This is a genomic window from Ignavibacteriales bacterium (assembly GCA_016709155.1).
Lineage (GTDB): Bacteria > Bacteroidota > Ignavibacteria > Ignavibacteriales > Ignavibacteriaceae > JADJEI01.
Genome location: JADJEI010000014.1, coordinates 1 through 26361 on the forward strand (window position 1 = coordinate 1; position 26361 = coordinate 26361).

A 26361-nucleotide genomic window follows, 5' to 3' on the forward strand; every position below is an offset into this window, starting at 1 on the left:
TAATCGGCACTTAGTAAGTAAAATTTTATCTCGAGGAATAAAAGCCTTTCTAATTTCTTTGCAAATTCAGAACGTATTGGAATGTTTTTGGAAATTCAGGTCAAGGCCTTGAAAACCTTCCTGTTGAGGCGACTGTCTGATTGTAACTTGTATGTATTCTACCGGTTTTAAGTTTGATAAGATTAGGGAAGTGAATCGCGTAGGTTGATTTTAATTTTGAAGAGCTTGCCTGTAGTTCAGAAGTACATCAATAATTTCATGTTCACCGCGAGAAGAAATTCTAAAAGAACGAGCATCAGTTGAAAAGCCTGTTTTAGTTTTCTTCCTTTTGCCAATTGAAGTTTGTTGAATAAAATTTCCTATAATTGTTTCGGAGAATTGATGTTGAATTTACCTTAACAACGAAATATTTCGGCTGAGTAATTATCCATTAATATTGATAGTCTTTACTTAATTCATTCAGAACTTTTTCATCTACTTTGATTCCATTGAATTCCATTTCTTCGAGGACAGGACAAGAGAGAACTCAACAAGTAGCTGCAACTTTTATCAGGTTTCTTTTTCAAGTTCCTTCTTTGAAATATCGAATAGTCGGAATATTACATCAGCATCTTCAGCAGAATACTCTCAAGTTTTTCAACTTCTTCCTCAAATATTTTTGCTGGATCTTTTTTCACACCGATTAAATCGCTAAGAGGAATGGGTTGATAGTAGAGATATTTTTGAGCAAGTTCATCCATTCCATGTTTTTGATCAGGATCAATTATATGCTAACTTGCGAGCATTGTGTCGAAGTAAAAATTGTGAACTTCAATTCCGATGCTTCGCATTACAGAAATATCATATTTACCATTCAACAAACTTTTTTTATGTGTAGATTACAAAGGGTTTAAGAATTTTTACAAAATCTTTTATTGAAAGTCGTTCATCATTTATGGGATTGAATAAATCACTTCCACCTTCGAAAGGATTGACAGCGATAAAATATCCTTCACCGGGTCTGGTGCGAAGAAGCTCACCGGATTTTAATTGAAATGGATCTAATCAAATCCCCGTCTCAGTATCGAAAACAAAAAGTTCAGTTGAGTTTGAATTCAAAAAAAATTTTTGCTTCATTGATTGAAGTGATGAGTTGATATTTGGTTTTGTCACGATTGATTGTTTTAAGATCAGGCGAGATAGTTTCAATCGGTTTTATCATTTTCTTTTGAAGCATCAAAAGTTTAAGTAACCTGTTGTAAAGATTTTAAATCTCGAGATCCAAAAAAAAAAAAAAAAAAAAAAAAAAAAAAAAAAAAAAAAAAAAAAAAAAAAAAAAAATAAAAAAAAAAAAAAAAAAAAAACGAAATTTCACAAAAAGCTTGTCGAAGTCAGGGGTTTTCAAATTTAGCTTTCAAAATCAATTTCAATAAGGAACCTGACAATGAATCGTTGCAAGGTCTTTTGAAAGGAAGGCATTTTCTTTTCCTTCGATAAGTTTTTTTAATGGCAGGCTTTCAATTTCTTCAATGTGCTGATAAATGTTTTCAATCGTACCAATCCTTGAATGAGGGGAGGTGAGATTTTTCACCGATACCTTTACTCCGGAATATCATCGGATGTGTCGCCAATAAGTGCGAGGTAATCTATCGCAAGTGCCGGTTCAGGAAACCATACAAGTCTATTACTTTGTTTATCAAGAATAATATTTTCTTCGGAAGACTTCCGCAGTTTGACAATTTAACTTTGTCGGTTACAAGCTGCACATAATCTTTATCGGGAGTTACTGCAAAAGATTCTAAACCATGTTCTTCGGCTTTGAGAACTGCTGTGCCGACAATATCATCTGCTTCGTAACGGGTGAGTATGTAAAGCGGAATATCTGAGTGGCTTCGATGATTGATTTGATCCTTCCCAATTGCGGAATTAAGTCATCGGGCATTACCTGCCGGGACGATTTATAGTTTTCATATTTCTCGCGTGCCGAAAAGTTTTTTTTTTTTGAATCGAATGCTAACGAAATGTAGTCGGGCTTAAAATTTTAAGTACTTTTAATATTTGGTGATGAATCCGAACGCAGGTGAAGTTGGTTCACCTTTTGAAGAAAGCATCTGGATCACGAATGAACGCAAAGTAAGCTTTGTAAGCAAGCGCCATCGCATCTATTATTACAAACTTTTAGACATTGGTGAGTCCTGATTATTTATAAATAAAATATTGAAAATAATTCTTCAGCTTTAAGTTTGAACCTGAACCTGAACTTAATCTGATTTCTTTCTGAGTAAAAAATAAAACGGAACACCTGAAAAATTAATATTAATCCCACTGAGCGTTCTCTGTATCTGAGATTAGACTATTTAGAAGAAAGACAAAAGCGAAGAAATTTAAATAGAAAAGTTGTGTGGGGATATCCCCAAACTTTGTACGGACGATTTGCATCCGGCATTTTTTACAAAGAACGATCGCACCGTAAGCGCCAAGCATATAAAACAACCATATTTGCAAAAATCACATAATCAGAAACAGTATCGAATGAACCGGAGAGCACTAACACAGCCGACCAGATTCCCTGCACGACAAGTGAAACGTGGGGGTGTATATTAAGATGAATGTCGCCGAGTCTTTTGAAAATAATTTTCCCTTGCCATAGCGAAAGGCACACGCGCTGAAGCCGTAAGCTTCCATTCAGTGCGCCGAATGTTGATATGATAACTGCAATTGAAATTATCGCACCTCGGCTGAACCAAAAGTTTTTCAATCGCACTAGCTGCAACGAGGGGGGGAATTACTCATTTCATCTATCGGAAGAATGTACAGGTAAGCTGCATTGATTAGAACGTAAGTGAACATCACAATCAAGGTTCCTGTTAGCAGCGCTTTGGGTACATTGATCTGAGGATTTTTTAATTTCACCTGAAATGAATGTAACATTGTTCCAACCGTCGTAAGCCCAGAACGCGCCAGAGAGTGCGAGTTCAATCATAATGAAAATGTTTTGTCCGTTGTTAGAGAGTTGAGAATCAGTAACAAGATTTGCAAGATTGCCCGAGCCAAATATGAGGAGCAGTAATGCAAGTGCAACGATAGAAATGATTTTAATATAAGTTACTACGGTTTGAACCACTCCACCAAACATCACTCCGATGTAATTTACAATTGTTAAAAATATTATGCTTAGAATTGCAACGAACTTTGGTCCTATATCATTGAAGGGAAAAATATTTCCGACGAAGGGCATATAAAGTGAAATATCTTTAGCCAATCCGGTGCCTGGGGGGATTGAATGAAGTAACCGACGTACTCACCAAAGACATAAGCAATTACTGCCTGACTGCCCGAATGGATAACGGCAATGACAGACCAGCCCTAAATAAATGAAAAAACTTTCCGTACATTTTTGGAAGTAAACATACTGCCCGCTGTAGATCTATCATCCCTGCGACTTCGGCGTTTGAGAGTGCGCCATAAAAGTTATTAACCCTGCGGCGACCCAAACGAGAAGCAGCAGTTCCGGCGAAAGAAGTTGACCAGCCATAGTTGCCGGCTTGCGGAAAATTCCCGAACCAATCATTGAACCGGCAACAACCATAATTGCGGCGGTGAGTGAGAGTGTTCGCTTCAAATTTGTATTTGGCATTATTCTTTTCTTTTTATTATGAAAAAAATTCTTGGGGGTTAAGATAATAGATTTATTTAAATAGTACGGAGGGTTTAATTGCTGCATTGTTTAATTGTTGAATTGCTGAATTGCTGAAAGTGTGCGATGTATATTTTATAATTTTTGAAGCAGAAGAAATTTTGATTAGAAGGAAGGCATTTTATGTCAGCCGGAAACCGATTTACATTCGTCGGAAGTCAATTTACTGTGATCGGATGCACATTTACATTCGTCGGGAGGAGACTTACTTTGATCTGATGGGAATTTACATTTATTAAATGGGAATTTATTATCAACAGATGGCACTTTACTTTTGGAATTTACATTTACCGGAAGGAATTTTATCGTCGGAAGGTGTATTACATTGGTCGGAAATGGATTTACAGAGGGAAAAGTTTGATTTTAGTATGTTTTAAGGATTTTTGGGGGTGAAGGAGAGAAGGTTACACAGAGTTACGCGGAGAAGACACGGAGTTTATGGGAGAAGGGAACTCACCCCGACCCTATTCCCCAACAGGGATCTTCGACTTGGGAAGAGAGGGAGAAGGAGAATTTTGGGACGCTCTTACGGAGCTTTTCGGATTGGGCTGTTTTTGTTTTCGGGGGCGAAGTGGTTGCACGAAAAATAGGGGCGGACAATGATAGTGAAAGAATAATCAAAAAGATTCGATGATCTACTATAAAATAAATAAAGTAGGGTGATTTATAATATATCGCAACTTTATAGTTGACAATGATCTAATTGTTGCTTAGGTTTGTATGTGGATAAAGAAGATGTAATAAAATTCTTAAACGACTTTAAAGCTAAGCGGAGTGTTTTCGGGATTATTTACCGGGATGATAGGGGAAAGAATCTGCAAGCTCTTGCTGATCTTGAAATTACCGCACTACAAAGAACAGAGTTTATAGAAAAATTAGAAGTTGAAAATTACTCATCCGGACCACACAAGAATACCTTATATCCAAAACGTCCCGATTACTGGGAATTTGGTTTGAAGATAAAAGATAAAGTTGTTTATATAAAAGTAGAAATGGGCTTACCTAATACTCAGGTAATTTGTATTTCATTTCATGCTGCAGAACATGATTTGAAATACCCATTTAAATAAAAAGGAGTTAAATATGAAATGTGCATTCTGCGGTGCGAATGCTGTAAAGAAGCTGGAGACTGCAAAATTAATTTTAGGAAAGAAGAATTTAAAATCCACAAACAAGTTTATGAGTGTGAAAATTGCAAGGGAGCGTTTTACAAGTGATGAATTGGATGAGGTAAATATTAAACAGGTTTATAACCAATACAGAGAGAAGTACCATATACCATTTCCGGAGCAGTTAGTGAAAGCAAGGGCAGGGTATGGTTTATCTGCCGCAAAGATGTCAGAGGTTTTGGGTTTCGGGACAAATATTTATCGCAATTATGAAAATGGCGAAATACCTAATCAAAGCAATGGTACTTTGTTAACTATTGCAATTGAGCCAATAGAATTTTTAAAGATAATTGAAAACAAAAAGGGCTTATTCTCTAAAGATCAATTTGAAAAGTAATCAAGCATATAAAACAGGTGATAAGAGCAGATGATGAAGGAAATTATTTTAAAAAGAATTTTATGGAATGATAAGGAGATACCAAATGAGCTGAGCGGTTATACTTTCCCTTCATTTGAAAAGTTTGCAAATATGGTTTTGTTTTTACTAGAAAAGAATAAAAACACTTTTAAAGTGAAAATGAACAAGCTACTTTTTTATTGTGACTTTTTGCATTTCAAAAGATATGGATATTCGATTACCGGTTATAAATACCAGGCAATACAGATGGGACCCGTACCTTTTCGTTATGATGCAATTTATGATATTCTAACGCAAGAAAATATTATTGATTTTGTTATAGAAGAAATTAATAATACACCAGTTGAGAAACCGTTGGCAATAAAAGGTTTTGACGAAAAGTTATTTAAAGAAAATGAGCTAAATGTTATGACTGAAGTTTATTCAAGGTTTAAAGATGTAAGTACTGATAAATTAATTGAGATAAGTCATAACGAAAAAGGGTGGGTGGAGGAGAATAAGAAAAAAGGAATGATAAGTTATCAGAAGTATGGTTACGAGTTAAGTATTAGTTAAAATAATGGAGTAATAACCATGTCAAAATCAACGAAGAATAGCGGGAAACCGTGGACGGGTGAACAGAAGAGTAATTTAAAAGCATTGGCTAAAATGAATACGCCAACGCGTGTGATTGGGTTAAAGCTTGGAAGAACAGAGGAAGCTATAAGATCGAAAGCGAGTGAATTAGATATTTCGCTGAAGCCTGTTAATCAATCACCTTATAATAGGAAGAAGTAAATATTTTGGTCTATTAAAAAAAGGTGCGAGAACACACTTAGGGCAATGGAAAGACGGTTGTAACCTTTAATTTTCCAAACCCCATTCTTCCAAAATTTCTTTGCCATTTTTCTGATGATGGCCCAATCGTGGAGTTTTTCTTTCGCGTTATTGATTAATTGGTCGCTTAAGCTTGAAATATAATTTTTATAGTTCTTTAATATTTGTTCAACTATTTTTTCTTCTGCAGGTATTTTAATTTGAAATGCTGTTTGTCTTGAAAGCAATTCTGCAAATTCTGCTTTCACTTCGCTATCAAGTTTAAATATTACTTCACCATTTTCTGTTTTCATCTGATATAAATTAAAGAAAGCATCAGTATGTAGTCTTTTTCCATTGGTTGAATGAAACTCAAATTTTAATTCATCATAGTTTATTTTGGTACAAAAATCATCAGGAAATTTTCTTACTCCATCAGGCAAGCAATCTTCTATCACATCTTGTTTAACTTTTTCATAAGCAAACTTTACCCCTTCTTTTTGTTTTTTCTTGCGCATTTTAGGCAATTCAAGACGTTCTTTTACAAGTTCACACAAGCCTTCATAGATTTTGGGAAGATAAATTTTTGCATCAAGCCCGAGAGCTTCTAAAATTTTTTGTGTCTAATTCGTTTCTGTCTTTTTGTTTTACTCTCACTAAATATTGGTAAGATTTTTCTAGAGAATATTTTTTTATCGAGCTTCTCAACTTCAACAAGTGATGGATTTACGGTTTCGCAAAGTTCTGCTTCGTAAGTCATATTATCTAATGCACCTTCACCTAAATTTATTCTACCGTTAATTTCAATAAACAGATACTGTAAAGTTGAATTCAAAACATATTTTGTTTTGGTTAATAGCTTTTTGTTAAATAATGTTAATTCATATAACCTATCAGCGGCTAAGTAATCATTATTAACTATTATTGGATATCTATCATTAAATGCTTTAGGCCAAAGTAAATTTGAAAATTCCTTGACTTCAATTGTCCACCAAAAAGACCTACCTTGAACAGAGGGAACATCAGACCAAAGTACATTTTCTTTTGTGCGCTGCTCTCCCCATTCAATATATTTAAGCGCGTACTTATCACCCATCTTTTAAGGATAGCTTTACTTTCATTGCAAAGAAATATTTTGTATTTAAGTTTTGAAGGATCAATTGTAATAGATTCAGATTCTCGGGGGCTCTTAATTATTTCACGAAGATATTTTTCTTCGATAAATCCTTCCCAACCTCTTGCATTACGGCACAACACACAACCTTTTGCTTTATCTTTGCCTTCAATGATCTCAAGATAAAAGAAATCATTGATACCGGTTTTAATTCCAAATCTTACTTCAGCAATCTGTTTAAGAGGAATAAGTTTATCTTTGCATTCAGTAAGCAGTTTAAAATAAATATCCGGGTGCGCGAAGATATTTGCCCCACTTAGCATGTTCGCCTTTGTCAAAAATTTCTTTTTCAAGAAATGATTGTTTGACTAATCTGATCCTCATCTCTTCTAAATCAAGTGAAGAGATATCTGCTGAAATATTTTCTGTTTTAGAATTGTCTTGAGCAGTTTCAACTAAGTCAACAAGCCTATCAATTGTCTGCCATCTTTTAACAGATTGTAATTTCAAATCCTGGTAAGGAATAAGCTCTGTAAATTTCTTTTTAAGTTTAACAAACTTTGTTATGTTTTTTTCACGTTCTTTTTATTGCTTTCTTTTTCAAGAATAGTAACAATAGTATTTACAGCGGCATCATCAAACCAGGGCTCAGCCCAAGAAGCAATTACAGCCTTTACTTTGAAATTATCTAAAAAGAATTCTTTGAGAACCGAACCATAAGAAACATCAAGCCAGGAATTTGAAGTGATAACTGCGAACTGTCCTTTTTCTGAAAGCAATGTAGCTGTGTGAATAAATATGTAAGTGTAAATATCTGCTTGCCCAGAAAGTTTTAGCTCAATAAATCCTTTTTCAACATAACGGTTTATTTCTTTGGTTAACTGTTCGGGTGTAAGTTTTTTTAGATGTTCTATGTTTGTTTGATTTACGTTATTAGTTTCAAAGAGTTTAGGATAAGTAAGAAAATAATCTTTTGCCAAAACTTTTGTTAGCTCAAGCTTATATCCTTTGACTTCTTTTTCTATGAGTTCTTGTCTGATGAAAGGGAAATTACCAACAATAGCATTGAACTCGGGCAGTTGAATTTTAATTTTCTTAAAGGCTTTATTTTCTGAAGGCGGCGGGAAATCGTATTCATCACCTTTATTCACTTTAAAAATATCTGTTCGTCTTACTCGTGGAAAATTTTCAAAGTTAGAAACATCCTGTCTGAATAAATTAATAGTTGCAAGTTCAGCAGGAAACTTTGCTATATCAAAACCCCAAATTCTATTAAGCAGTTCGTTATGATTAATCTTTTTCGAAAGATACTTAAGTCTGTCATAGATTCGAATTAGGAAAGTGCCTGAGCCGCAAGTAGTGTCCGCAAAAAAAGACTTTTCGCTATCGATAACAAAACCAAGGATAAAATCCACAAGATTTTCATTTGTAAAATATTGTCCGAGTGAATGGCGTTTGTCTGGTTCGATTATCTCTTCAAATAATTCTCCGATTACATCTTCAGGTAATTCTCCGAAATGATAGACTTTCATCTCGATAAAGAAGTCTTTAAGATTTTCGTAACAGGATTTTGGAATACCGAAATTTTCTATTTCGGATTCCTCAAAAACAGCCTGCCAATCTTTTTCCTGTGCTTTGGCAAAAGCAACTCTTAAATATTTTTCGAGATCGTGTATATCGTTTGCGTAGAGATCAGGTAAATCGTCAAAGTATCTTCTGACAGTTAGATAAAAAATTATCTTCGTTATAAGATTATAAACGCTTTGACGAGCACTTAGTCTGTAATAATCGATTGGCTCATTATATGCGATGCCCTGTTCTCTGCCGTAAGCAATTAAATTAGATCGTTTTGATTTATCTTTTGAAAGATCTGTATAATGATTTTCAAATTGAGGAACGAGTTTGTTAACAGTTTCCCTAATGTAATTGACAAAATAAACTTTATCCGGAATGAACTTTCTGAATTTACCAGTTTGATTGAGATTTATAATTTCATCGCAAATGCTGCTTATGTATTTCTTGATAAAAGACTGAACATCACCACGCAACCAATCATTTATATCCTTCATTACCGGTGTAGGTTCACTGGCATGGAAAACTAGATTATTGTCTTTTAGTTCATAAGCATTAAAGTTTTGAAAATCCCAGGTGAAACAATACTTAACACTGTAACTAAGGGCTTTCTTTCTAAGTGTTTCAAGATTTTCTTTGGCTGCGAATGGAGGTTTGATTTCAATGTATGAAAATGTTTGTCGTGATTCCCTATTTATCCATAAAACAATATCGCCGAAATAAGTGGTAGAATCATATTTTGCCGGTGCTTCATTGGTGGCTTTAAATGGAAATTTATTACGATTAATGTGATCATTAAACCATTCGGAAAGTTTGCTTGTTAGCTCACGTTCGTTAGTTTCGTTTTTCTTTTTGCCAATGAAATGCACTCCTGAGAATAATTCAGTGAAAGTTTTGTTGTGCAAAAATACAAAGCCCACAGTTAAATGTGAGCTTTATTGATTATTAATGCTCTTTATCTTTTGGTGGGTTTGGGTCCCTGGATGCAATTGTATCTTTGCTTCTAATTTTTCCATCAAGTCCTTTTGTGGTTAATTCACCACCTCCTTGATTTTTAAGCATCTGTCTGGCTGCATCTTCAGCGGCTTTTGTGTTGAATGCAAAGATGAAGCTTTGTCTGCGCTATTTTTTTTATTAGCCCAGTCTCCATCTTTTGTTTTGTACACAATACGATTGTTTTGTTTTGACATAGAGCCTCCTAAATATATTTGTAATGATTATTAACTCTCAAGAGCCAATCTTTCGATTGCTTCTTTCCATTCAAACATATAATCGATCATTTCTTTGATAGTCATTGAAAAGATTTCTTTCTTGTTAAATCCTTCGTTTATTCGTTTATCATAAAAATCATCAACAAAATCTAGATATTTTTTATAAATAAATGTGTAGCCAGGTGTATGCTTTAATCCATTTTCAGAAAAAAAGTCCCTTACTCCTTTAATAAGTTTTATCGGTTCGCCATTATGGGTCTTGATGTCTGAATTAGAGATGTCTGAAAGTGCAGCTTGAAAACGATATTGTTCTTCTTCCAAAATTAAACACTTTTTTTGTTTATGCTGAATTGGATTAAATATACGAGCACCAATATCTAACCCAAGCTCAAATGGCATATTTAGTCTAAAATATTCTCCTTTTTTTTTTGCTTTTATTCTTGAAAGATCATGAATACTATATTTACATGAACTAATCAAATCGCATATTTTACTAAATCTTGTTTCGCCGCTATCCGATCTTTCTAAAGTAATTCTGGGAACGTATCCTAAATAGATGAGAGTAAATAGTAATGTGTGGAGTAGTGGTTCATAAGATTTATCAAATGGACAATTAATGAATACATTTTTATTGTATGCATCCATTATTAATGTTCCCTCTCCTTCGGTGGCTGTGAATCAGGAAGCACACTAAAACTATCTTTTGACAAAATACGTCCATTTTGTGAGTGTATGACTAAATCATCACCTTCCTCTTTACTTAATTTCTTTGCAAATTGAATAGAGTCTTGTCGGTTTTCAAAAGATTTTATTGCCCTGCTAGATCCTGTTTTTTTAACTGACCATTTTCCATCAACATCACGATAAACATGATAAGTTGCTGGTACACGTATTGAATCTTTACTATGTGTTTTACCATCAAACCCTTTTGTAGTAAGTTCACCTCCACCTTGGCTTTTTAACATTATACGCGCGGCCGATTCGGCTGCTTTTTTGTGTAGAATGTAAAGATGAAGCCCTTTCCGAACCATCTTTTTTATTAGCCCAACTACCATCTTTGGTTGTATAACCAATGCGCTCATGTTTTTTACTCATAAGACTTCCTGAAAATAAATATAAGAAAAGTAGCATGCGCTCAATACAAACTTAGTTAGTTAGACAGCGTTAGGCAAGGATTAGAAAGTTAAATTTCAAGAATAAAGTTGGAGTAAAAGGGATGGATTCCTGCTTTCGCAGGAATGACAGGGGGTGTTGAATGAAAAATGGAAAAAGCGGGCGGGTTAAATTTTAAACTTGACAAAGAAGAAAAATATTTTAATATTTGTATAGTCATTGTCGAGGGCGGGAGTCCAGACAATGCATAAGCGCATCTTTCTTTTCGAAATTTTAAATAATTAATAAAAGGAGAAAGCATTATGCTTGATCGTCAGGAAAATAAGTTGACGATGTTTGAAGCGGTAATAAGTCTATTAGACGCAAATACCATAAAGACGGCTGCAATAGCGGCATTCGCGGCAACTTACACAGTATTCAAAAACTTTGTAACTCAAATAAAAGCAAAGGATGTAGAAAAAGGCGGAGCTACGATCGGAAAGACTTCCACTAAGAATGCAGATCGTGCTGCATTAGTTAGTGCAGTAATGACGGTGGGCGGGGCGGTATCTGCATTGGGAGCGGCAACAAATAACAATCAATTAAAGGAAGGAGGTAAAACAACACGCAGCGAGTTAAATGATATTCGGGACACCTTGTTAGTAACAAAGGCGCAAGGTATTTATGGTCTTGCGAATGCGAATGCTGCAGCTCTTGTACCTTATGGAATTACGGCGGCGGTTATCACTGACCTGGATACGAAGATAACCAGCTACAATAATTCATTAGGAGCGAGAGAGAGCAGTGTGGCTCAGCAGGTCGGGGCAACCACACAAATAAAAACTCTGTTCAAGAAAGCAGATAAGCAGTTAATTGATCAGATAGACCTATTGATGGAAAGTTTTGCAGAAAACGATCCTCAATTTTATACGGAGTATAAACAGGCAAGGGTAATATATGACCTGAGCGGCGGCGGAAGTAATCCACCTCCACCAACCCCACCTACACCGTAGTAGTTCGTTGTTCGATTTATAAATAATCATCGGAAAGAAGATGCGCTTTTTGATAATTTATAATTGACAATGAAGGATGTGGGAGGAAGTAATTAGAGGTTGGAGTTTAATTGCTGAATTGATGAATTGTTGAATTGTTGAATTGTTAAATTGTTAAATTGTTTAATTGATAAATTGTTAAATTGTTTAATTGATAAATTGTTGAATTGTTTATGAGCTGGATAATTCGAGTGATTTAATATCTCACTTTACTCAAAGTTTGATTCTTATTTCAAGATTTATTTATTCTTGCACAGTCTGAAATCCGAGCTACGAATTCTTTTTTCTAAAACAATTATCTTTTGCATATTTGCCCTCGATTTAATTCAAAAAAAAATAATAACTTCTTAATGAAATTTAAATTGCCCAAACTTCACAACCAGATAATCGCTGCGCTGATTCTTGGGGCTGTGTTCGGTTCGATATTTAATATTAAAAAGGATGTGCTTGTTATTGAGTACATAAAAGATAAAAAAACCGTCACTGAAAAAATTGAGAAGTGGCAGAATTTTATTTTGGTGAATCCCGCAGAATCGGATTCTCTCTATTTCGATTCTAAGCAGCAGCTTTTGATTATAAATTCTTCACGTAAAATTTCAGAATCAAATCAAAAATCAGAAGCGATAGTTTCATCCTTTATCGCTGATCAGAAATTAATTCCTTCGAAGCATTTTTATAACATCACTTCTATCGGTAAAGAGACCACGATTCCATCAGACATCAAATGGATTGGTGATATTTTTATTCGTCTATTAAATATGATTGCCGTTCCGCTTGTGCTTGCTTCGCTTGTTGTGGGTGCTGCAAGTCTTGGAGACATAAAAAAGTTTGCACGAATCGGCGGAAAAACAATTTCACTATATATTTTTACCACCGCCCTTGCAATTTCCATCGGATTAGTTTTAGCAAATGTAATTCAACCCGGTACGCGAATGCCTGCCGACACGAAAACATCTTTGCTTTCTGTTTATGGTGAAGAAGCACAAAGTAAAATGAATCTTCAAGGGAATTTCAGTTTAATAGATCAAGTTGTAAATCTCGTTCCGAAAAACCCAATTACTGCATTAGCAAACAGTGAAATGATTCAGATAGTTTTCTTTGCTGTTTTTCTCGGTTTGGTTTTTAAGTCTGATCAGTAAAGAAAAATCAGAGCCAGTCATAAAATTTTTGATGGACTCAGTGAATCAATGATCAAAATGGTTGACATCATTATGCTGATTGCACCGCTTGGAGTTTTCGCTTTAATCTCTGCAACAATCAGCGAGTTTGGTTTTGATATACTGCAAACTTTATTCTGGTATGCTGTAACTGTTTTACTTGGATTGTTAATTCAGACATTCGGTGTTTATGCTTTGTTCATAAAGTTTTTCAGCAAGTTTAACGTGAGTACTTTTTTAAGGGGATCAGAAGAGTTCAAACGATTGGGTTCAGCACTAGTTCATCTGCGGCAACTTTGCCTGTAAACATTGAGTGCTGCCATGAAAATTTGGGGATATCCAAATCAATAACAAGTTTCGTTTTGCCTCTTGGTGCTACAATTAATATGGACGGCACTGCTCTTTATCAGGGGGTGGCAGCAGTATTTATTGCACAGGTTTTTGGAATTGATTTAAGTTTTACTCAACAGCTTGCAATTGTATTTACTGCAACTCTTGCATCAATCGGAACCGCACCTGTGCCGGGAGTAGGAATTATTATGTTAATTATTATTTTAAAGGCAGTTGGAATTCCTGAAGAAGGAATTGCATTGATAATTGGAATTGACAGAATACTTGATATGTGCCGCACGGTAACTAATGTAACCGGCGATGCAATGGTAGCTGCAGTTATTGCTGCTTCGGAAAAAGAAGAAATAAAAGTTGATTTGAGTGAAGCTTAAAAAATCAGGATGGTTGATTGGAAGTTTTTGCAGATAATTTATCCCAAACCCTCTCCCCGCAAGCGGGGTCATCGACTTACAAAGAGAGAGACTTTAAATATGAAATTAGAATTGATCTTTTAAATCCAAATAAAGGAGTTAGTTGATGAGTGAAAATAACAATCGAGAGCAATGGGGTAGCAGGATTGGTCTTATATTAGCTGTTGCAGGAAATGCTATCGGGCTGGGAAATTTTTTACGATTTCTGGTTCAGGCGGCACAAAACGGGGGCGGCGCTTTTATGATTCCATATTTTATTTTCTTTTTGATACTCGGAATTCCATTAATGTGGATTGAATGGGGAATCGGAAGACACGGCGGAAGATTTAATCACGGCAGCGCTCCCGGAATGTTTGAGGTACAGTTATCAAGGCAGGGAGGCGGGGACACATTTCGATTCTCTTCTGCCGGCATACATATTTATGCTAATAACTTTTGCTGTCAATTTCTGGATTTTATTTAAAGGAATTTCTGCAGGAATAGAAAAGCTTGCGAAGATTGCAATGCCGCTGCTTTTGTATTTGGAATAATTTTAGTGGTAAGAGTTTTAACATTAGGCGCTCCTGACCCAACCCACCCTGAAAATTCAGTAATTAATGGTCTGGCATTCATCTGGAACCTGATTTATCTAAGCTTGGAAATCCATCAGTTTGGATTGCCGCAGCCGGTCAAATCTTTTTACTCTATCAGTTGGAATGGGAACGATACATGCTTACGCAAGTTACTTAAAACCAAAAGATGATATTGTACTTTCAGGTTTATCAACATCTGCAACGAACGAATTTGCAGAAGTTATTCTTGGCGGATCAATTGCAATTCCTGCGGCAGTAGCATTTTTCGGGCTGACGATGACAACTCAAATTGCAGCCGGTGGTTCATTCGATCTAGGCTTTGTTTCGATGCCATTAATATTCAGGCAAATTCCATTTGGTGAATTTTTCGGCTTTCTTTGGTTCTTGCTTTTATTCTTTGCAGGAATTACATCTTCAGTTGCGATGGGTCAGCCCGTGATTGCATTTCTCGAAGATGAGTTTAAAATCTCGCGCAAGAAAGCAACTGCAATATTGGCTGTTGTGGTTTTAGTCTCTGTTCAATTTGTAATATTCTTTTTGAAATTTGGATTTCTGGATGAGATGGATTATTGGGCAGGAACTTTCGGATTAGTGTTGTTTGCTTTCGTGGAGACAGTTTTGTTTATGTGGGTCTTTGGAGCGGATAAAGCCTGGAAAGAAATGAATGAAGGGGGAGATATTGGTATTCCAAGAATATTTTACCCAATTATGAAATACGTAACTCCAACAGTACTATTTGTAATCATGATCTGGTGGTTTGTTCAGGACGCATTTCCTATTCTATTATTATCTAATTCAAATCCCGAGCAAGTGCCTTATATTTGGGGCGCAAGAATTTTAATGATTTTACTTTATGCAGGATTATTTTATTTGATCAAAAAAGCCTGGAGTAAAAGCAACAGATAATTAATGCTAAAGTATAATTCTTAAAAAATAATTTGAAGCACGAAGCAATATTTAGCGTGCTAATAAAATCGAAAAGATTTAATGGACATAAATTCGAATAAAGAATCTTTCTCTGATTCTTTTAAAGAAATAATAAAAGCGATGGGGTTAGTGTTTGGTGACATCGGAACAAGCCCCATTTACGCATTGAGTGTCATCTTTGTATTTACGATGCCTACTCAAGAAAATATGATGGGCATACTATCATTAATATTCTGGTCACTTATCATTTTAGTCACAATTGAATATTCGTGGCTGGCAATGAGTTTAAGTTCCAAAGGCGAGGGTGGAATAATCGTACTTAAAGAGATATTAAATTCTAAAATAAAAAAGGCAGAAATGTTGTATTTATAACTTTGCTTGGTTATGTCGGCGTTTCACTTATTATGGGGGATGGAGTAATCACACCTGCAATAAGTATTCTTTCCGCTGTTGAGGGTCTCGGATTGATTCCGGGCCTTGGTCATATTCAAACAGATACAGTAGTTATTATAACCCTTGCGATTACAATATTGCTTTTTTCGTTTCAATTTAAAGGATAGATAAAGTTGCATCCCTTTTCGGTCCGATAATGATTATCTGGTTTGTTGCATTATTCCTTAGCGGATTATTTTCAATAGCAAATTCGCCAGAAATCTTTCTTGCTGTCAGCCCGCACTATGCAATTAATTTTATGCTTCATAACGGTATTGCAGGAATTTTTGTTTTAAGTGAAGTAATACTTTGTGCAACAGGGGGAGAAGCGCTTTATACAGACATGGGTCATCTCGGAAGCAAACCGATAAGACAAGCCTGGATGTTTGTGTTAATTGCATTAGTCGTGAATTATTTTGGACAGGGTGCTTTTGTTTTGAATGGAGGTAAAAGCGATCAAGTACTTTTTGAAATGGTAAAACACACGAGCCATTTATTGTATGTTCCATTTTTAATTCTGACGCTGCTTGCCGCTATAATTGCGTCACAAGCCATGATAAGTGCTGTGATGTCTCTTGTTTATCAAGGAATTACCACACGCATTATTCCGTTAATGAAAATAAAATATACCTCGACTAAAATAAAATCTCAGATTTACATCGGAGCAGTGAATTGGGGATTGTTAATCGCTGTAATATTTATGGTTCTATTTTTTAGAAAATCAGAGAATCTGGCAGCGGCGTATGGAATGGCAGTAACTGCAACTATGACTATCAGTTCGTATTTTATGATAAGAATTTTCTTTCATGATAAAAAATTTATTAAATACTCAATTGCGATTGGAGTGTTTCTTTTTGATTTACTTTTCCTCACCGCTGTACTAACTAAAATTCCACACGGCGCTCTCTGGTCTTTAATAATTGCTTCGATTCCATTGTTCATCATTACACTATGGACTAATGGAAACAAAGCGATGTACAAAGCATTTCGCTCACTATCATTTGACACCTTTGTTTTTAGTTACGAACAAATTTATGGATTGAAAAACAACATACGCGGTACAGCGTTATTCTTCACAAAAACTTTGGAGCATATTCCACCTTACATTGTGCATTGTATGATTCGCGGAAATATTATCTACGAAAAAAATGTACTTGTTTCTATTGCGACTTCCGAACACCCATTTGGAATAAGTGTGGAGAAAAAAGAATCTATTGCTTCAGGAATGGATGGATTATTAATCAGTGCCGGTTACCTTGAAGTCTTAGATATACCAAAAATATTAAAGGAAAATGAAATCGGTGAAAAATTAATATTCTATGGTGTGGAAGACATTGAAACAAAGAAAATTTATTATAAGATTTTTGCATTCATCAAAAAGATTACTCCGCCGTTCGTGAAATTTTATAAGCTGCCTTATAATAAGATTCACGGCGTTGTAACGAAACTTGAAATATAAACTTGTTTACGGAATTAAATTTTTTTAACAGATAAATACAATCAATGAATAAAACATTTTTTATAACATTATTCGCTCTCTTTTTTTTTAATTCCTTTGCAGCCGCTCAAAACATTAATGATGATACTTTGTTTGTTGCATTTTGGAATCTTCAAAATTTATTTGACACCGAAGATGACCCGCTAACAAAAGATGAGGAGTTTCTTCCCTCCGCTGAAAAAGAATGGACGCAAGAGAGACTTGACAAAAAGTTTTACAATCTAAGCCGCGTAATTCGTTTAATGAATAATGGAAATGGTCCCGATATCCTTGGCGTTTGTGAAGTTGAACATAAAGCATTATTAGATTCAATGGTTAATAAGTTTCTGCACGACCTGGAGTATGATGTTGCTTATATGGAATCTCCCGACGAACGAGGGATTGATAACGGGTTGATATACAAAAAAAATATTTTCGATTTAGTAAACGTATCCGCTGATTCGGTTTTTCTTTCTGCTCAGGATAAAACAAGATTATTACTTAAAGTTGTACTAAAAGCCAATGATGAATTGCTAAATATTTTGTAAATCATTTTCCATCACGGGGCGGCGGTGAATTTGAATCTCAACCAAAACGAATTAAAGCTGCTGAAGTTTTAAAAAAGAATGTTGATATTATTTTAAACAGCGACCAACTGGCTAACGTAATTGTAATTGGAGATTTTAATGACGAGCCTAACAACAAATCAATTGCAGAAGTTTTATCAGCAGAGAAATATTTTTGTGATTCAACAAGCTATTCAAATTCACTGCTGCTAAATTTATCTTATGAAAAATTTAATCAAGGTATTGGCTCTTACCGATATAAAGATGACTGGAATATGATTGATCAGATTATTGTGTCAAGAAATTTAATTGATGGAAAAGTTTTTAATTACGTTTGCGGATCGTTTGAAGTATTTAAACCTTTCTTGCTGCAAACACACACTGGAAAATTTGAAGGAACTGCTTTTCCAACTTACGGAGGCAACCGTTATCTTGGCGGCTTTAGTGACCATTATCCTGTAATATCTAAATTTATAATCAAGAAAAAATAAATATGAAAAAAATACTTTTAATATTTGGAGCCGAAGGCGCTTTGGGAAAAGGTGTCAGCAGTAGTCTAATTAAAAAAGATTACGACAAGATTTATTTATTTGATTTCAAAAGGACTTCAACGTTTTCTAATAATAAAATTGAATTCAGAATTATTTCGGATTTGTCTATCGAACAGAATGCAGCATCGGCTTTCGAAGGGATTCAGCCTGATAAAAATTCTTTATTTTTTCTTTTCAGTACAATTGGCGGATTTACAGGAGGAAAAAATCTTTGGGAAACCTCGAGCGAGGAATGGCAAAAAATGATAAACATGAATTTGATCGCCAATTACAATCTTGCAAAATATTTTTCTTTATTGGTTAAAAAATCTGCCGGCGGTTCAATATGTTTTACATCTGCTTTTACGGGACTAACTGCAGAAACTAAAAAATCAATTTATGGAGTTTCAAAAGCTGCGTTAATCCATTTAGTAAAAACATTGGCGCTAGAAGGGAAAGAAATTAATTTGAGTGTAAATTCTATTGCGCCTTTTATTATAGATACTCCTGCAAATCGTGAATGGATGCAGGATGCAAATTTCGGAAATTGGGTAAAACCCGATGAAGCAGGAAATTTTATAAACAGTCTTTTTGAGAATTTTAACTTCGTAAGCGGGAATAACATCATTTTACCACACCGATTTGATATAATTAGAAAATAATTTTTATTAAAAACAACAAATAAATTTGTTGACTTTGTTTTTCGAAATACTTAATGTAGCAACGTGTTTTTATAAAATTAAAAAAAAAGTAAATAAGCTATTTTCAACACATACCTTAAAATTCAGGAGGTCGTTTGTTTATGGATATATTTGGAATCATTTCGTCATCTGTTCAACTAATTGCACAGGAAACTCAAAACTCGGGAGCATTAAACTGGCTCTCAGAAAAATATGTTGCCGGTGGAATTTTTATGCATCCTATTTTAGGCTGCATGATCATTGGTCTTGCATTCTCGTTCGAGAGACTATTCACGTTAACCCGTGCACGTGTTAACACAAAACAATTCATTATGAAGGTCAAAAAAACTTTAGATGAAGGTGGAGTAGAAGCGGCAAAAGAACTTTGCGCAAATACCCGCGGTCCTATTGCATCTGTTTTCCATGCAGGTTTATTAAGAGCCGACGAGGGTCTTGATGCAGCCGAGAAGGCAATAGTTGCTTACGGCGGAATCGAAATGGGTTTCCTCGAAAAAGGATTAATATGGATTTCAACTTTTATAACACTTGCGCCTATGCTTGGATTTACAGGTACAGTTCAAGGTATGATCGAAGCCTTCGATGCTATTAAAGAAGCAGCGCAGATTTCCCCGGCTGTTGTTGCTGATGGTATTGCTATTGCGCTTTTAACCACATTATTTGGACTTGTAGTTGCGATGATACTTCAGGTTTTCTATAATTATTTTATATCAAGAATTGATCGTTTGGTTGGTGATATGGAAGAAGCATCAGTCGAGCTTATTGATGCGCTATACGAACATAATCAAAAAGGTAAAAAATAATTACACCAGAGGAAAATCATGGCTTTTATAAAAAAGAAAGGAACACGTAATGCAGAAATTCCAACTGCATCGCAGGCTGATCTAGCCTTCCTTCTATTGTTGTTCTTCCTGGTCTCCACTGTATTTGATGTTGACACAGGAATTGGATTGACACTTCCGGAGTATGTTCCGCCAGAAGAAATGGAACAGGTTGAAGTTCCAAAAGATAGAATGGCTTCAATTCTCATTAATGAAAACGGTGATGTTCTTCTTGATAATAACGTAATTCCTGTCTTTCGAATTAAAGAGCAATTGAAACCGAGGATTGAATCTAAGACAGAATTGCCTTCTAATAAAAAATTAATTGTATCTGTTAAAACTGATCGAAAGACTGTTTACAATATTTACATTCAAGCTCTTGATCAAGTCAAAGGGGCTTTCTTTGAAGTTAGAGATACTTATTCTCAAAATAAATTTGGAGAAAAATTTATTGATTTGACTGAAGAGCAGCAAAATGAAATAAAGGACAAAGTACCTATCATTATTTCTCTTGCTGAACCTGAAGCTGTCAAATAATTCAATAAAGGATTTATAAATGAAATTTGAAAAAAGAAGAGCGACTACAAAACAGGAAATTCCTACTACCTCTATGCCTGATATCGTTTTCATGCTGCTTATGTTTTTTATGGTTGCTACAACTCTTAGAGAAGTTGATGTGCTTGTAGATTTTAAATTGCCTGAAGCTCAAGCTATTGAAAAGATCGAGAATAAACGGCTTGTATCTTATCTTTGGGTTGGAAAGGATAAAAGAATACAGGTAAACGATAGCATCGTAAAAGTTGAGGAAGTTCAACCGATAATGTATAACAAGAGGCAATCGCTGCCAAATATTATTATTTCTTTAAGAATTGATAGGGGAGCAGATATGGGCTTTGTTACTGATATTCAACAGGAATTAAGAAAAGCCTATTGCTTGCGTATTAACTACTCGTCCACTATTAAAATTTAATCTGAACTAAAGAAAAATATTTAAGGCAGGTTTGCTGATTTCAGTAAATCTGCCTTTTTAATTTTAGAGGAAACATGTCATTAAAAGAAAAAATAAATGAAGATCTAAAAACTTCGATGAAGTCTGGTGATAAGACCCGGCTTAATACCGTGCGCTCAATACGAGCTGCAATTTTAGAGTTTGAAAAAAGTGGAGCTAACAAAGAACTTACTCCCGATGATGAATTAAAAATTATTAACTCGGCTGTGAAGAGGCGGAAGGAATCTATCGAACAATTTACAGCAGGCGGCAGACCCGAAGTTGCTCTTCAGGAACAAGCAGAATTAAATATTTTAATGGAATACATGCCGAATAAGCTATCTGAAAATGAAATAATCGAAATTATATAATCAATTGGTCAAAATATCGGTGTAAAATCAAAGGAAGTTTTTACAGAATTAATGCCGGCGGTTATGAGAGAATTAAAAGGTAAGGCTGATGGAAAATTAGTCAAAGCGTTAGTTGAAAAATTTTTAGGAATAATTTGACTGTATTTGATATTATAATTGCTCTTGGGATAATTATAGGATTCATTCTCGGCTTTAAGGATGGCTTCGTAAGAAAAATTATCGGCATTATTGGCTTTTGCTGCGGTGTATATTTAGCGCTTACTTTTGCTGACGATATTGGTAAATTTCTCGAATACTCACTTGGTATCGAATTTTATCTTGCAGAAATTATGGGTGGAGTAATAATTTTTTTATTCACTATTCTAATCTTTACAATTCTAAAACGCATTGTTCATCCATTCGATAAAGTTAATAGTTTGATCAACCAGATCATCGGTGGGGCTGTTGGCTCAATTCAAGTTATATTTTTTTTAAGTGCTGTTCTTCTACTTTTGAATGTATTTGAAATCCCTGATAAAAAAACTGCTGATTCTTCAATACTCTACCACACAACATATGAAGTCATTCCCTCAACGATTGACTATTTAAGCGGCTACACTCCAAAAACAAAAAAAATTATTAAAGACTATATAAACGAAAAAGACTCGTTGGAATGATATCCACTGACGTAATCGAAAAATTAGAATTTAGTAAAGTCTTAACCGTTATTTCCTCTTACGCTGTCACCGAAAAAGGGAAGTCAAATATCCTTTCAATTTTTCCATCTGTAAATACTGAACACATCATTTGCGAAGGTAAACTTGTTTCCGAAGCAAAAAATATTTTAATCAAATCTGATCTCCCTCCTTTAGAATATTTACCCAATATTACAGAGTCACTTTTACAAAGTAAAATTGATGGAGTTGTACTTAGCAGCAAAAAAATACTTGACATCTTAAAACTTGCAGAGATTTCCAGATCCATATTTTATTATTTAAAAAGAAATTCTGAATTTCAAGAAGAATTGAACAAAAAAAACGAGCATCTTTTTAACGATAAAATATTTGAGCATCAGATTAAAAAAATTATTAATGAAAATGGAGAAATAAACGCAAATGCAAGTTCCAAACTGCTTGAAATCAGAAATGAAATAAGTTGGAAGAATGAAGAGCTTAAAAAACTTGTAATTAGAATAATTAAAAACCTTACTAAAGATGACATCGTTCGTGAAGAATATTTAACGCTCCGTGATGGTAGAATTGTTGTTCCTGTAAAAGTCGAACACAAAAGGCATCTTAAAGGTTTTATTCATTCAGAATCTGCTTCGGGTCAAACTGTGTATATCGAACCGGAAGAAACTCTTGAATTAAACAACGACATTGTCTCGCTCGCATTCGCTGAGAAACGGGAGATTGAGAGATTGTTGAAGGAGCTCACTAAATTTATCGGGCAGCATGCCGCAGAGCTGTCTAAAAGTTTTGAATTGATTAGTGAGATTGACACCATTTTTGCGCGTGCAAAATATTCTATAGAAATTATTGGTTCATTCCCTGAAATTAATTCTGAAAAACCATTTACAATCACTGGCGGTCGTCATCCACTTTTATTAAAACGATTGTCACGTGAGAAATCTATCCCCGTGGATTTATTTCATTCAAAAAACATTATTCTGATTACCGGTCCAAACGCAGGGGGAAAAACTGTAGTGCTTAAAACAATTGGGTTACTTTGTTTGATGGTGCAAAGTGGAATTCATATACCTGCAAGCCCGGATTCTGTATTTAATATTTTTACAAATATATTAATTGATATCGGCGATCAACAATCAATTGAAGATGACCTTTCAACCTACACTTCACATTTGAAAAATCTAAAGAAAATTGTAGATACTGCAGACGATCACTCGTTAGTATTGCTCGATGAAATCGGTACCGGCACTGATCCATCTGCAGGTGCTGCAATCGCTGCTGAAGTGCTGCTTCGGTTAAACGAAGTCCGTGCTAAAGTTTTAGCAACTACACATCATGGCTCACTAAAATTAATTGCCAGCGAAACAAGCGGTTTTGAAAATGCGGCAATGGAGTTTGATTCTTCAACTCTTACACCCACGTATAAATTTAAGCAAGGAATTCCCGGCTCAAGTTATGCCTTCGAAATAGCCAGCAGAATAGGGTTCGATAATTCATTTATTCGTTCGGCTGAAAGATTTATTGATAAGGAACAAAATAAAATTGAGAAATTTCTTGTGGATATCGAAACCAAATCGCATAAACTTTCTGAACGCTTGAATCAAATCGAAAAAGAAAAAACCTTACTCGAAGAATTGACTGCCAAATACAAAAGCGAATATGAATTACTTCAAAAAGATAAAAAAAATATTTTAAAAAATGCTAAAGCCGAAGCCGCTGAGTACATTTCAGGAATTAACAAAAAGGTTGAGAGTGAAATCAAAAAACTTCGTGAATCGAATGCAGAGCACGAACACATAAAGCATGTTAAAAATGAAATACAACAAATTCTCCAGAAAAATGAAAAACTAATTGAAGAGGATGCTGAGGTAGAAATTGACTCTGAAATTACAACCGGAAAATTTGTTCAGATAAGAAACACGAATACATCAGGAAAAGTTGTCGAAATTGATAACCAAAAAAAACAAGCTTTGGTTGAAGTTGGGAAAATCAAAATGAAAATAAAATTGAGTGAATTATTCCCAATAAAAAAACCGGAGCCGGAAAAAGTATTTCATGATTACCCTGTAATTTCAAGCAAAGCAAATACAAGATTAGACATTCGAGGCAAAAAACCCGATGAAGTAGAATTTGAATTATTAAAATTTATAGACGATGCCTACACAACGAACTTAAGTCAGGTCGAAATTCTTCATGGGAAAGGTACCGGCGCATTAAAGAAAGTTGTTAATGAAATTTTACGCGAACATTCTAAAGTTAAAAGTTTTTATTTTGCACCCGTGGAATTTGGAGGCGAAGGAATTACAATTGTTGAGATCAAATAACTAATGATAAAAAAAATACTGATTGCAAATCGAGGTGAAATTGCGGTAAGAATAATCAGAGCCTGCAAAGAGCTTGGCATTATTGCTGCCGCCGTTTATTCAGAAGCTGATAAAAAAGCAAAACATACACTATTAGCAGATGAGGCTTATTACATTGGCGAAGCTCCTTCAAATCAATCCTACCTTGTGAAAGAGAAATTAATTACGCTCGCAAAAAATATAGAAGCCGATGCAATTCATCCCGGTTATGGTTTTCTTTCAGAAAATACTGCGTTCATTGAAATGGTCGAAAATGAAAATCTAATTTTTATTGGTCCTTCTTCCACATCTGTAAAACTGATGGGAAGTAAAACCTCAGCCCGGTCATTGATGAAAAAAAATAATGTACCTGTTGTACCGGGGACAATTAAGCCAATTCAAAATCTGGAAGAAGGAATTGAGACTGCAATAAAAATTAGATTTCCGGTTTTGCTTAAAGCATCCGCAGGAGGCGGCGGTAAAGGAATGCGAATTGTAAATTCAGAATGAGAATTTAAGGATGCCTTTGAAGCAGCTAAGCGAGAAGCTGAAAAAGCTTTTGGGGATAGTTCAATTTATATCGAAAAATTAATCGAAAATCCAAAACATATCGAAGTTCAGATTATTGCGGATAAACATGGAAACTATGCTCATTTATTTGAGCGCGAATGTTCGGTTCAACGGAGACATCAGAAAATAATCGAAGAATCACCTTCATCATCAATTGATGAAATTACCCGTGGAAAAATAACTGAAGCTGCAATACAAGCAGCAAAAGCATGCAATTATTACAGCGCAGGTACAATTGAATTTTTAATGGACGGGGAAAGGAATTTTTATTTTCTTGAAATGAATACACGCCTTCAGGTTGAACATCCAGTCACTGAATTAGTTTCGGGGATTGATTTAGTTAAAGAGCAAATACGAATTGCATCAGGAGAAAAATTATCTTTTAAACAAAATGATTTGAAAATTCATGGGCATGCAATAGAATGCCGAATCTATGCCGAAGACCCTTTAAATAATTTTCTTCCTTCAACGGGAATTCTGCTTAACTATTTCGAGCCTGCCGGTCCAGGTATTAGAGTTGATTCAGGTTTTCAGCAGGGGAGTGAGATCACCGTTTATTATGACCCGTTGATTGCAAAAATAATTTCATGGTCGTGTGATAGAGAATCCGCGATAAAGCGTATGATTCGCGCTCTTGATGAATATTCAATTTCCGGGATAAAAACAATATCTCTTTTCTTAAAAATGTTTTAAGTCATAAAAGATTTTTGGATAGTAGTTTCAATATAAATTTCATTGAAAATTCAATCACAGAAATTTTAAATGCACATACTGCAGTCAACAAAACAATTTCTGATGAGGATGTTGCAGCAATTTCGGCATTATTAATTAAACTTAATCCGCACCCGACGAGCAGAAGTGAGAACATTACCACTAGTTTTAATAGATGGACGGAACAAAATTATGAATGAATATTTTGCTACAGTTAACGCATTGATAAAAAAAAGAATTTCGTTCGATGGTAACTCGACTATATTTTTAGATGGAGAAAAGATTTCAGGAGAACTTGTTGAGCTGAATAAAGATTCAATTATTCTAAAGTTAAATAATAAATTTTATGAACTTAAAATTGAATCGAAAAATGGAGAAATGATTTCGCTTAACTATGAAGGAAATTTTTATGAGGTTAATATTCGAACTGAACTTCAGGAAAGAGCTAATCAAATCTTAGAATCAGAAACTTCCGGCAAACCTCATTCTCAAAATATAAAATCACCGATGCCGGGGATGATTGTAAAAATCAATTTTAAAATTGGAGAAAAGATGATGAAAGGAGATACAGTTTTAGTGCTTGAAGCAATGAAAATGGAGAATGAGATAAAGTCTCCCTCAGAATGCTTTTTGAAAGAAATATTTATCTCGGCGAATAAGTCTGTAGAAAAAGGACAAATATTATTTTCGATTGAGTGATATATTCCCATAAATATTCTTATTTTTTGACG

At 34.7% G+C, this 26361-nt stretch carries 29 protein-coding genes and 6 pseudogenes; 21 read left to right on the plus strand and 14 right to left on the minus strand.

Annotated elements, in window-relative coordinates; all coding sequences use genetic code 11:
- Window positions 1-599: 599 nt before the first annotated feature.
- The 6 genes from IPH11_18630 to IPH11_18655 all read right to left on the minus strand — a co-directional run bounded on the left by IPH11_18630 (window position 600) and on the right by IPH11_18655 (window position 3616).
- Complete coding sequence (locus IPH11_18630) at window positions 600-740, minus strand: hypothetical protein (protein MBK6915576.1); 141 nt, start codon at window positions 738-740, stop codon at window positions 600-602.
- A 665-nt stretch (window positions 741-1405) separates the two neighbouring features.
- Window positions 1406-1570: a hypothetical protein gene (locus IPH11_18635; protein MBK6915577.1), complete on the minus strand. Its 165-nt coding sequence runs from the start codon at window positions 1568-1570 to the stop codon at window positions 1406-1408.
- Window positions 1571-1625: 55 nt separating this feature from the next.
- Entirely contained in the window at window positions 1626-1898 is a 273-nt protein-coding gene (locus tag IPH11_18640; protein ID MBK6915578.1) for a hypothetical protein, read from the minus strand.
- A gap of 530 nt (window positions 1899-2428) precedes the next feature.
- Window positions 2429-2737: a hypothetical protein gene (locus IPH11_18645; protein ID MBK6915579.1), complete on the minus strand. Its 309-nt coding sequence runs from the start codon at window positions 2735-2737 to the stop codon at window positions 2429-2431.
- 36 nt (window positions 2738-2773) lie between these two features.
- Window positions 2774-3241: an APC family permease gene (locus IPH11_18650; GenBank protein MBK6915580.1), complete on the minus strand. Its 468-nt coding sequence runs from the start codon at window positions 3239-3241 to the stop codon at window positions 2774-2776.
- A gap of 168 nt (window positions 3242-3409) precedes the next feature.
- Window positions 3410-3616: a hypothetical protein gene (locus tag IPH11_18655; GenBank protein ID MBK6915581.1), complete on the minus strand. Its 207-nt coding sequence runs from the start codon at window positions 3614-3616 to the stop codon at window positions 3410-3412.
- Window positions 3617-4398: 782 nt separating this feature from the next.
- On the opposite strand from IPH11_18655, the gene IPH11_18660 reads away from it, so the two are divergent.
- From IPH11_18660 to IPH11_18675, 4 genes are read left to right on the plus strand one after another with little or no spacing between them, the layout of a single operon-like run.
- Window positions 4399-4746, plus strand: a complete 348-nt coding sequence (locus IPH11_18660) for a toxin (protein ID MBK6915582.1) — start codon at window positions 4399-4401, stop codon at window positions 4744-4746.
- A 13-nt stretch (window positions 4747-4759) separates the two neighbouring features.
- On the plus strand, window positions 4760-5182 hold the full coding sequence (locus IPH11_18665) for a hypothetical protein (protein ID MBK6915583.1): 423 nt from the start codon (window positions 4760-4762) through the stop codon (window positions 5180-5182).
- Between the two features lie 33 nt (window positions 5183-5215).
- A complete protein-coding gene (locus IPH11_18670; protein ID MBK6915584.1) occupies window positions 5216-5758 on the plus strand; it encodes a SocA family protein in 543 nt (180 codons plus the stop codon).
- Window positions 5759-5776: 18 nt separating this feature from the next.
- The gene (locus IPH11_18675) at window positions 5777-5980 is read left to right on the plus strand and encodes a hypothetical protein (protein MBK6915585.1); all 204 of its coding nucleotides are present in this window, start codon (window positions 5777-5779) and stop codon (window positions 5978-5980) included.
- On the opposite strand, the gene IPH11_18680 is transcribed toward IPH11_18675, so the two are convergent.
- The 8 genes and pseudogenes from IPH11_18680 to IPH11_18715 form a co-directional block, all read right to left on the minus strand.
- Window positions 5962-6516, minus strand: a complete 555-nt coding sequence (locus tag IPH11_18680; protein ID MBK6915586.1) for a hypothetical protein — start codon at window positions 6514-6516, stop codon at window positions 5962-5964. The genes IPH11_18675 and IPH11_18680 overlap by 19 nt on opposite strands.
- Before the next feature lie 89 nt (window positions 6517-6605).
- Window positions 6606-7094, minus strand: a complete 489-nt coding sequence (locus IPH11_18685) for a hypothetical protein (GenBank protein MBK6915587.1) — start codon at window positions 7092-7094, stop codon at window positions 6606-6608.
- Window positions 7095-7388: 294 nt separating this feature from the next.
- Window positions 7389-7622 (minus strand): hypothetical protein, encoded by a 234-nt coding sequence (locus tag IPH11_18690; protein ID MBK6915588.1) that lies wholly within the window; start codon window positions 7620-7622, stop codon window positions 7389-7391.
- Window positions 7623-7675: 53 nt separating this feature from the next.
- The gene (locus tag IPH11_18695; protein ID MBK6915589.1) at window positions 7676-9589 is read right to left on the minus strand and encodes an N-6 DNA methylase; all 1914 of its coding nucleotides are present in this window, start codon (window positions 9587-9589) and stop codon (window positions 7676-7678) included.
- A gap of 40 nt (window positions 9590-9629) precedes the next feature.
- Window positions 9630-9874, minus strand: a pseudogene (locus IPH11_18700) (DUF2188 domain-containing protein).
- A 30-nt stretch (window positions 9875-9904) separates the two neighbouring features.
- Complete coding sequence (locus IPH11_18705) at window positions 9905-10540, minus strand: hypothetical protein (protein ID MBK6915590.1); 636 nt, start codon at window positions 10538-10540, stop codon at window positions 9905-9907.
- Between the two features lie 2 nt (window positions 10541-10542).
- The gene (locus IPH11_18710) at window positions 10543-10860 is read right to left on the minus strand and encodes a DUF2188 domain-containing protein (protein MBK6915591.1); all 318 of its coding nucleotides are present in this window, start codon (window positions 10858-10860) and stop codon (window positions 10543-10545) included.
- Between the two features lie 3 nt (window positions 10861-10863).
- Window positions 10864-10990 (minus strand): annotated as a pseudogene (locus IPH11_18715) (DUF2188 domain-containing protein).
- Window positions 10991-11310: 320 nt separating this feature from the next.
- On the opposite strand from IPH11_18715, the gene IPH11_18720 reads away from it, so the two are divergent.
- The 17 genes and pseudogenes from IPH11_18720 to IPH11_18800 all read left to right on the plus strand — a co-directional run bounded on the left by IPH11_18720 (window position 11311) and on the right by IPH11_18800 (window position 26329).
- A complete protein-coding gene (locus tag IPH11_18720; GenBank protein ID MBK6915592.1) occupies window positions 11311-12000 on the plus strand; it encodes a hypothetical protein in 690 nt (229 codons plus the stop codon).
- 389 nt (window positions 12001-12389) lie between these two features.
- Window positions 12390-13178: a cation:dicarboxylase symporter family transporter gene (locus tag IPH11_18725; GenBank protein MBK6915593.1), complete on the plus strand. Its 789-nt coding sequence runs from the start codon at window positions 12390-12392 to the stop codon at window positions 13176-13178.
- Between the two features lie 48 nt (window positions 13179-13226).
- Window positions 13227-13502 carry a cation:dicarboxylase symporter family transporter gene (locus IPH11_18730; GenBank protein MBK6915594.1) on the plus strand — a complete coding sequence of 92 codons (276 nt, stop codon included), beginning with the start codon at window positions 13227-13229 and terminating at the stop codon, window positions 13500-13502.
- The gene (locus tag IPH11_18735; protein MBK6915595.1) at window positions 13442-13918 is read left to right on the plus strand and encodes a cation:dicarboxylase symporter family transporter; all 477 of its coding nucleotides are present in this window, start codon (window positions 13442-13444) and stop codon (window positions 13916-13918) included. The genes IPH11_18730 and IPH11_18735 overlap by 61 nt, the downstream gene beginning before the upstream one ends.
- 145 nt (window positions 13919-14063) lie before the next feature.
- A pseudogene (locus IPH11_18740) lies at window positions 14064-15435 on the plus strand (sodium:calcium symporter).
- A gap of 81 nt (window positions 15436-15516) precedes the next feature.
- Window positions 15517-17347, plus strand: a pseudogene (locus IPH11_18745) (KUP/HAK/KT family potassium transporter).
- Window positions 17348-17391: 44 nt separating this feature from the next.
- Entirely contained in the window at window positions 17392-17913 is a 522-nt protein-coding gene (locus tag IPH11_18750; GenBank protein MBK6915596.1) for a hypothetical protein, read from the plus strand.
- 293 nt (window positions 17914-18206) lie between these two features.
- On the plus strand, window positions 18207-18422 hold the full coding sequence (locus IPH11_18755) for a hypothetical protein (protein MBK6915597.1): 216 nt from the start codon (window positions 18207-18209) through the stop codon (window positions 18420-18422).
- 2 nt (window positions 18423-18424) lie between these two features.
- A complete protein-coding gene (locus IPH11_18760; GenBank protein ID MBK6915598.1) occupies window positions 18425-19123 on the plus strand; it encodes an SDR family oxidoreductase in 699 nt (232 codons plus the stop codon).
- Window positions 19124-19263: 140 nt separating this feature from the next.
- Window positions 19264-19962 carry a MotA/TolQ/ExbB proton channel family protein gene (locus IPH11_18765; GenBank protein ID MBK6915599.1) on the plus strand — a complete coding sequence of 233 codons (699 nt, stop codon included), beginning with the start codon at window positions 19264-19266 and terminating at the stop codon, window positions 19960-19962.
- A gap of 18 nt (window positions 19963-19980) precedes the next feature.
- On the plus strand, window positions 19981-20517 hold the full coding sequence (locus tag IPH11_18770) for a biopolymer transporter ExbD (protein MBK6915600.1): 537 nt from the start codon (window positions 19981-19983) through the stop codon (window positions 20515-20517).
- Window positions 20518-20536: 19 nt separating this feature from the next.
- Complete coding sequence (locus IPH11_18775; GenBank protein ID MBK6915601.1) at window positions 20537-20950, plus strand: biopolymer transporter ExbD; 414 nt, start codon at window positions 20537-20539, stop codon at window positions 20948-20950.
- 74 nt (window positions 20951-21024) lie between these two features.
- Window positions 21025-21477, plus strand: a pseudogene (locus IPH11_18780) (GatB/YqeY domain-containing protein).
- Entirely contained in the window at window positions 21474-21995 is a 522-nt protein-coding gene (locus IPH11_18785; GenBank protein MBK6915602.1) for a CvpA family protein, read from the plus strand. Before IPH11_18780 ends, IPH11_18785 begins: the two are co-directional and overlap by 4 nt.
- Window positions 21992-24331, plus strand: a complete 2340-nt coding sequence (locus IPH11_18790) for an endonuclease MutS2 (protein MBK6915603.1) — start codon at window positions 21992-21994, stop codon at window positions 24329-24331. The genes IPH11_18785 and IPH11_18790 overlap by 4 nt, the downstream gene beginning before the upstream one ends.
- Before the next feature lie 3 nt (window positions 24332-24334).
- Window positions 24335-25830 (plus strand): annotated as a pseudogene (locus IPH11_18795) (acetyl-CoA carboxylase biotin carboxylase subunit).
- Complete coding sequence (locus IPH11_18800) at window positions 25823-26329, plus strand: acetyl-CoA carboxylase biotin carboxyl carrier protein subunit (GenBank protein ID MBK6915604.1); 507 nt, start codon at window positions 25823-25825, stop codon at window positions 26327-26329. Before IPH11_18795 ends, IPH11_18800 begins: the two are co-directional and overlap by 8 nt.
- The last annotated feature ends 32 nt before the right edge of the window (window positions 26330-26361 follow it).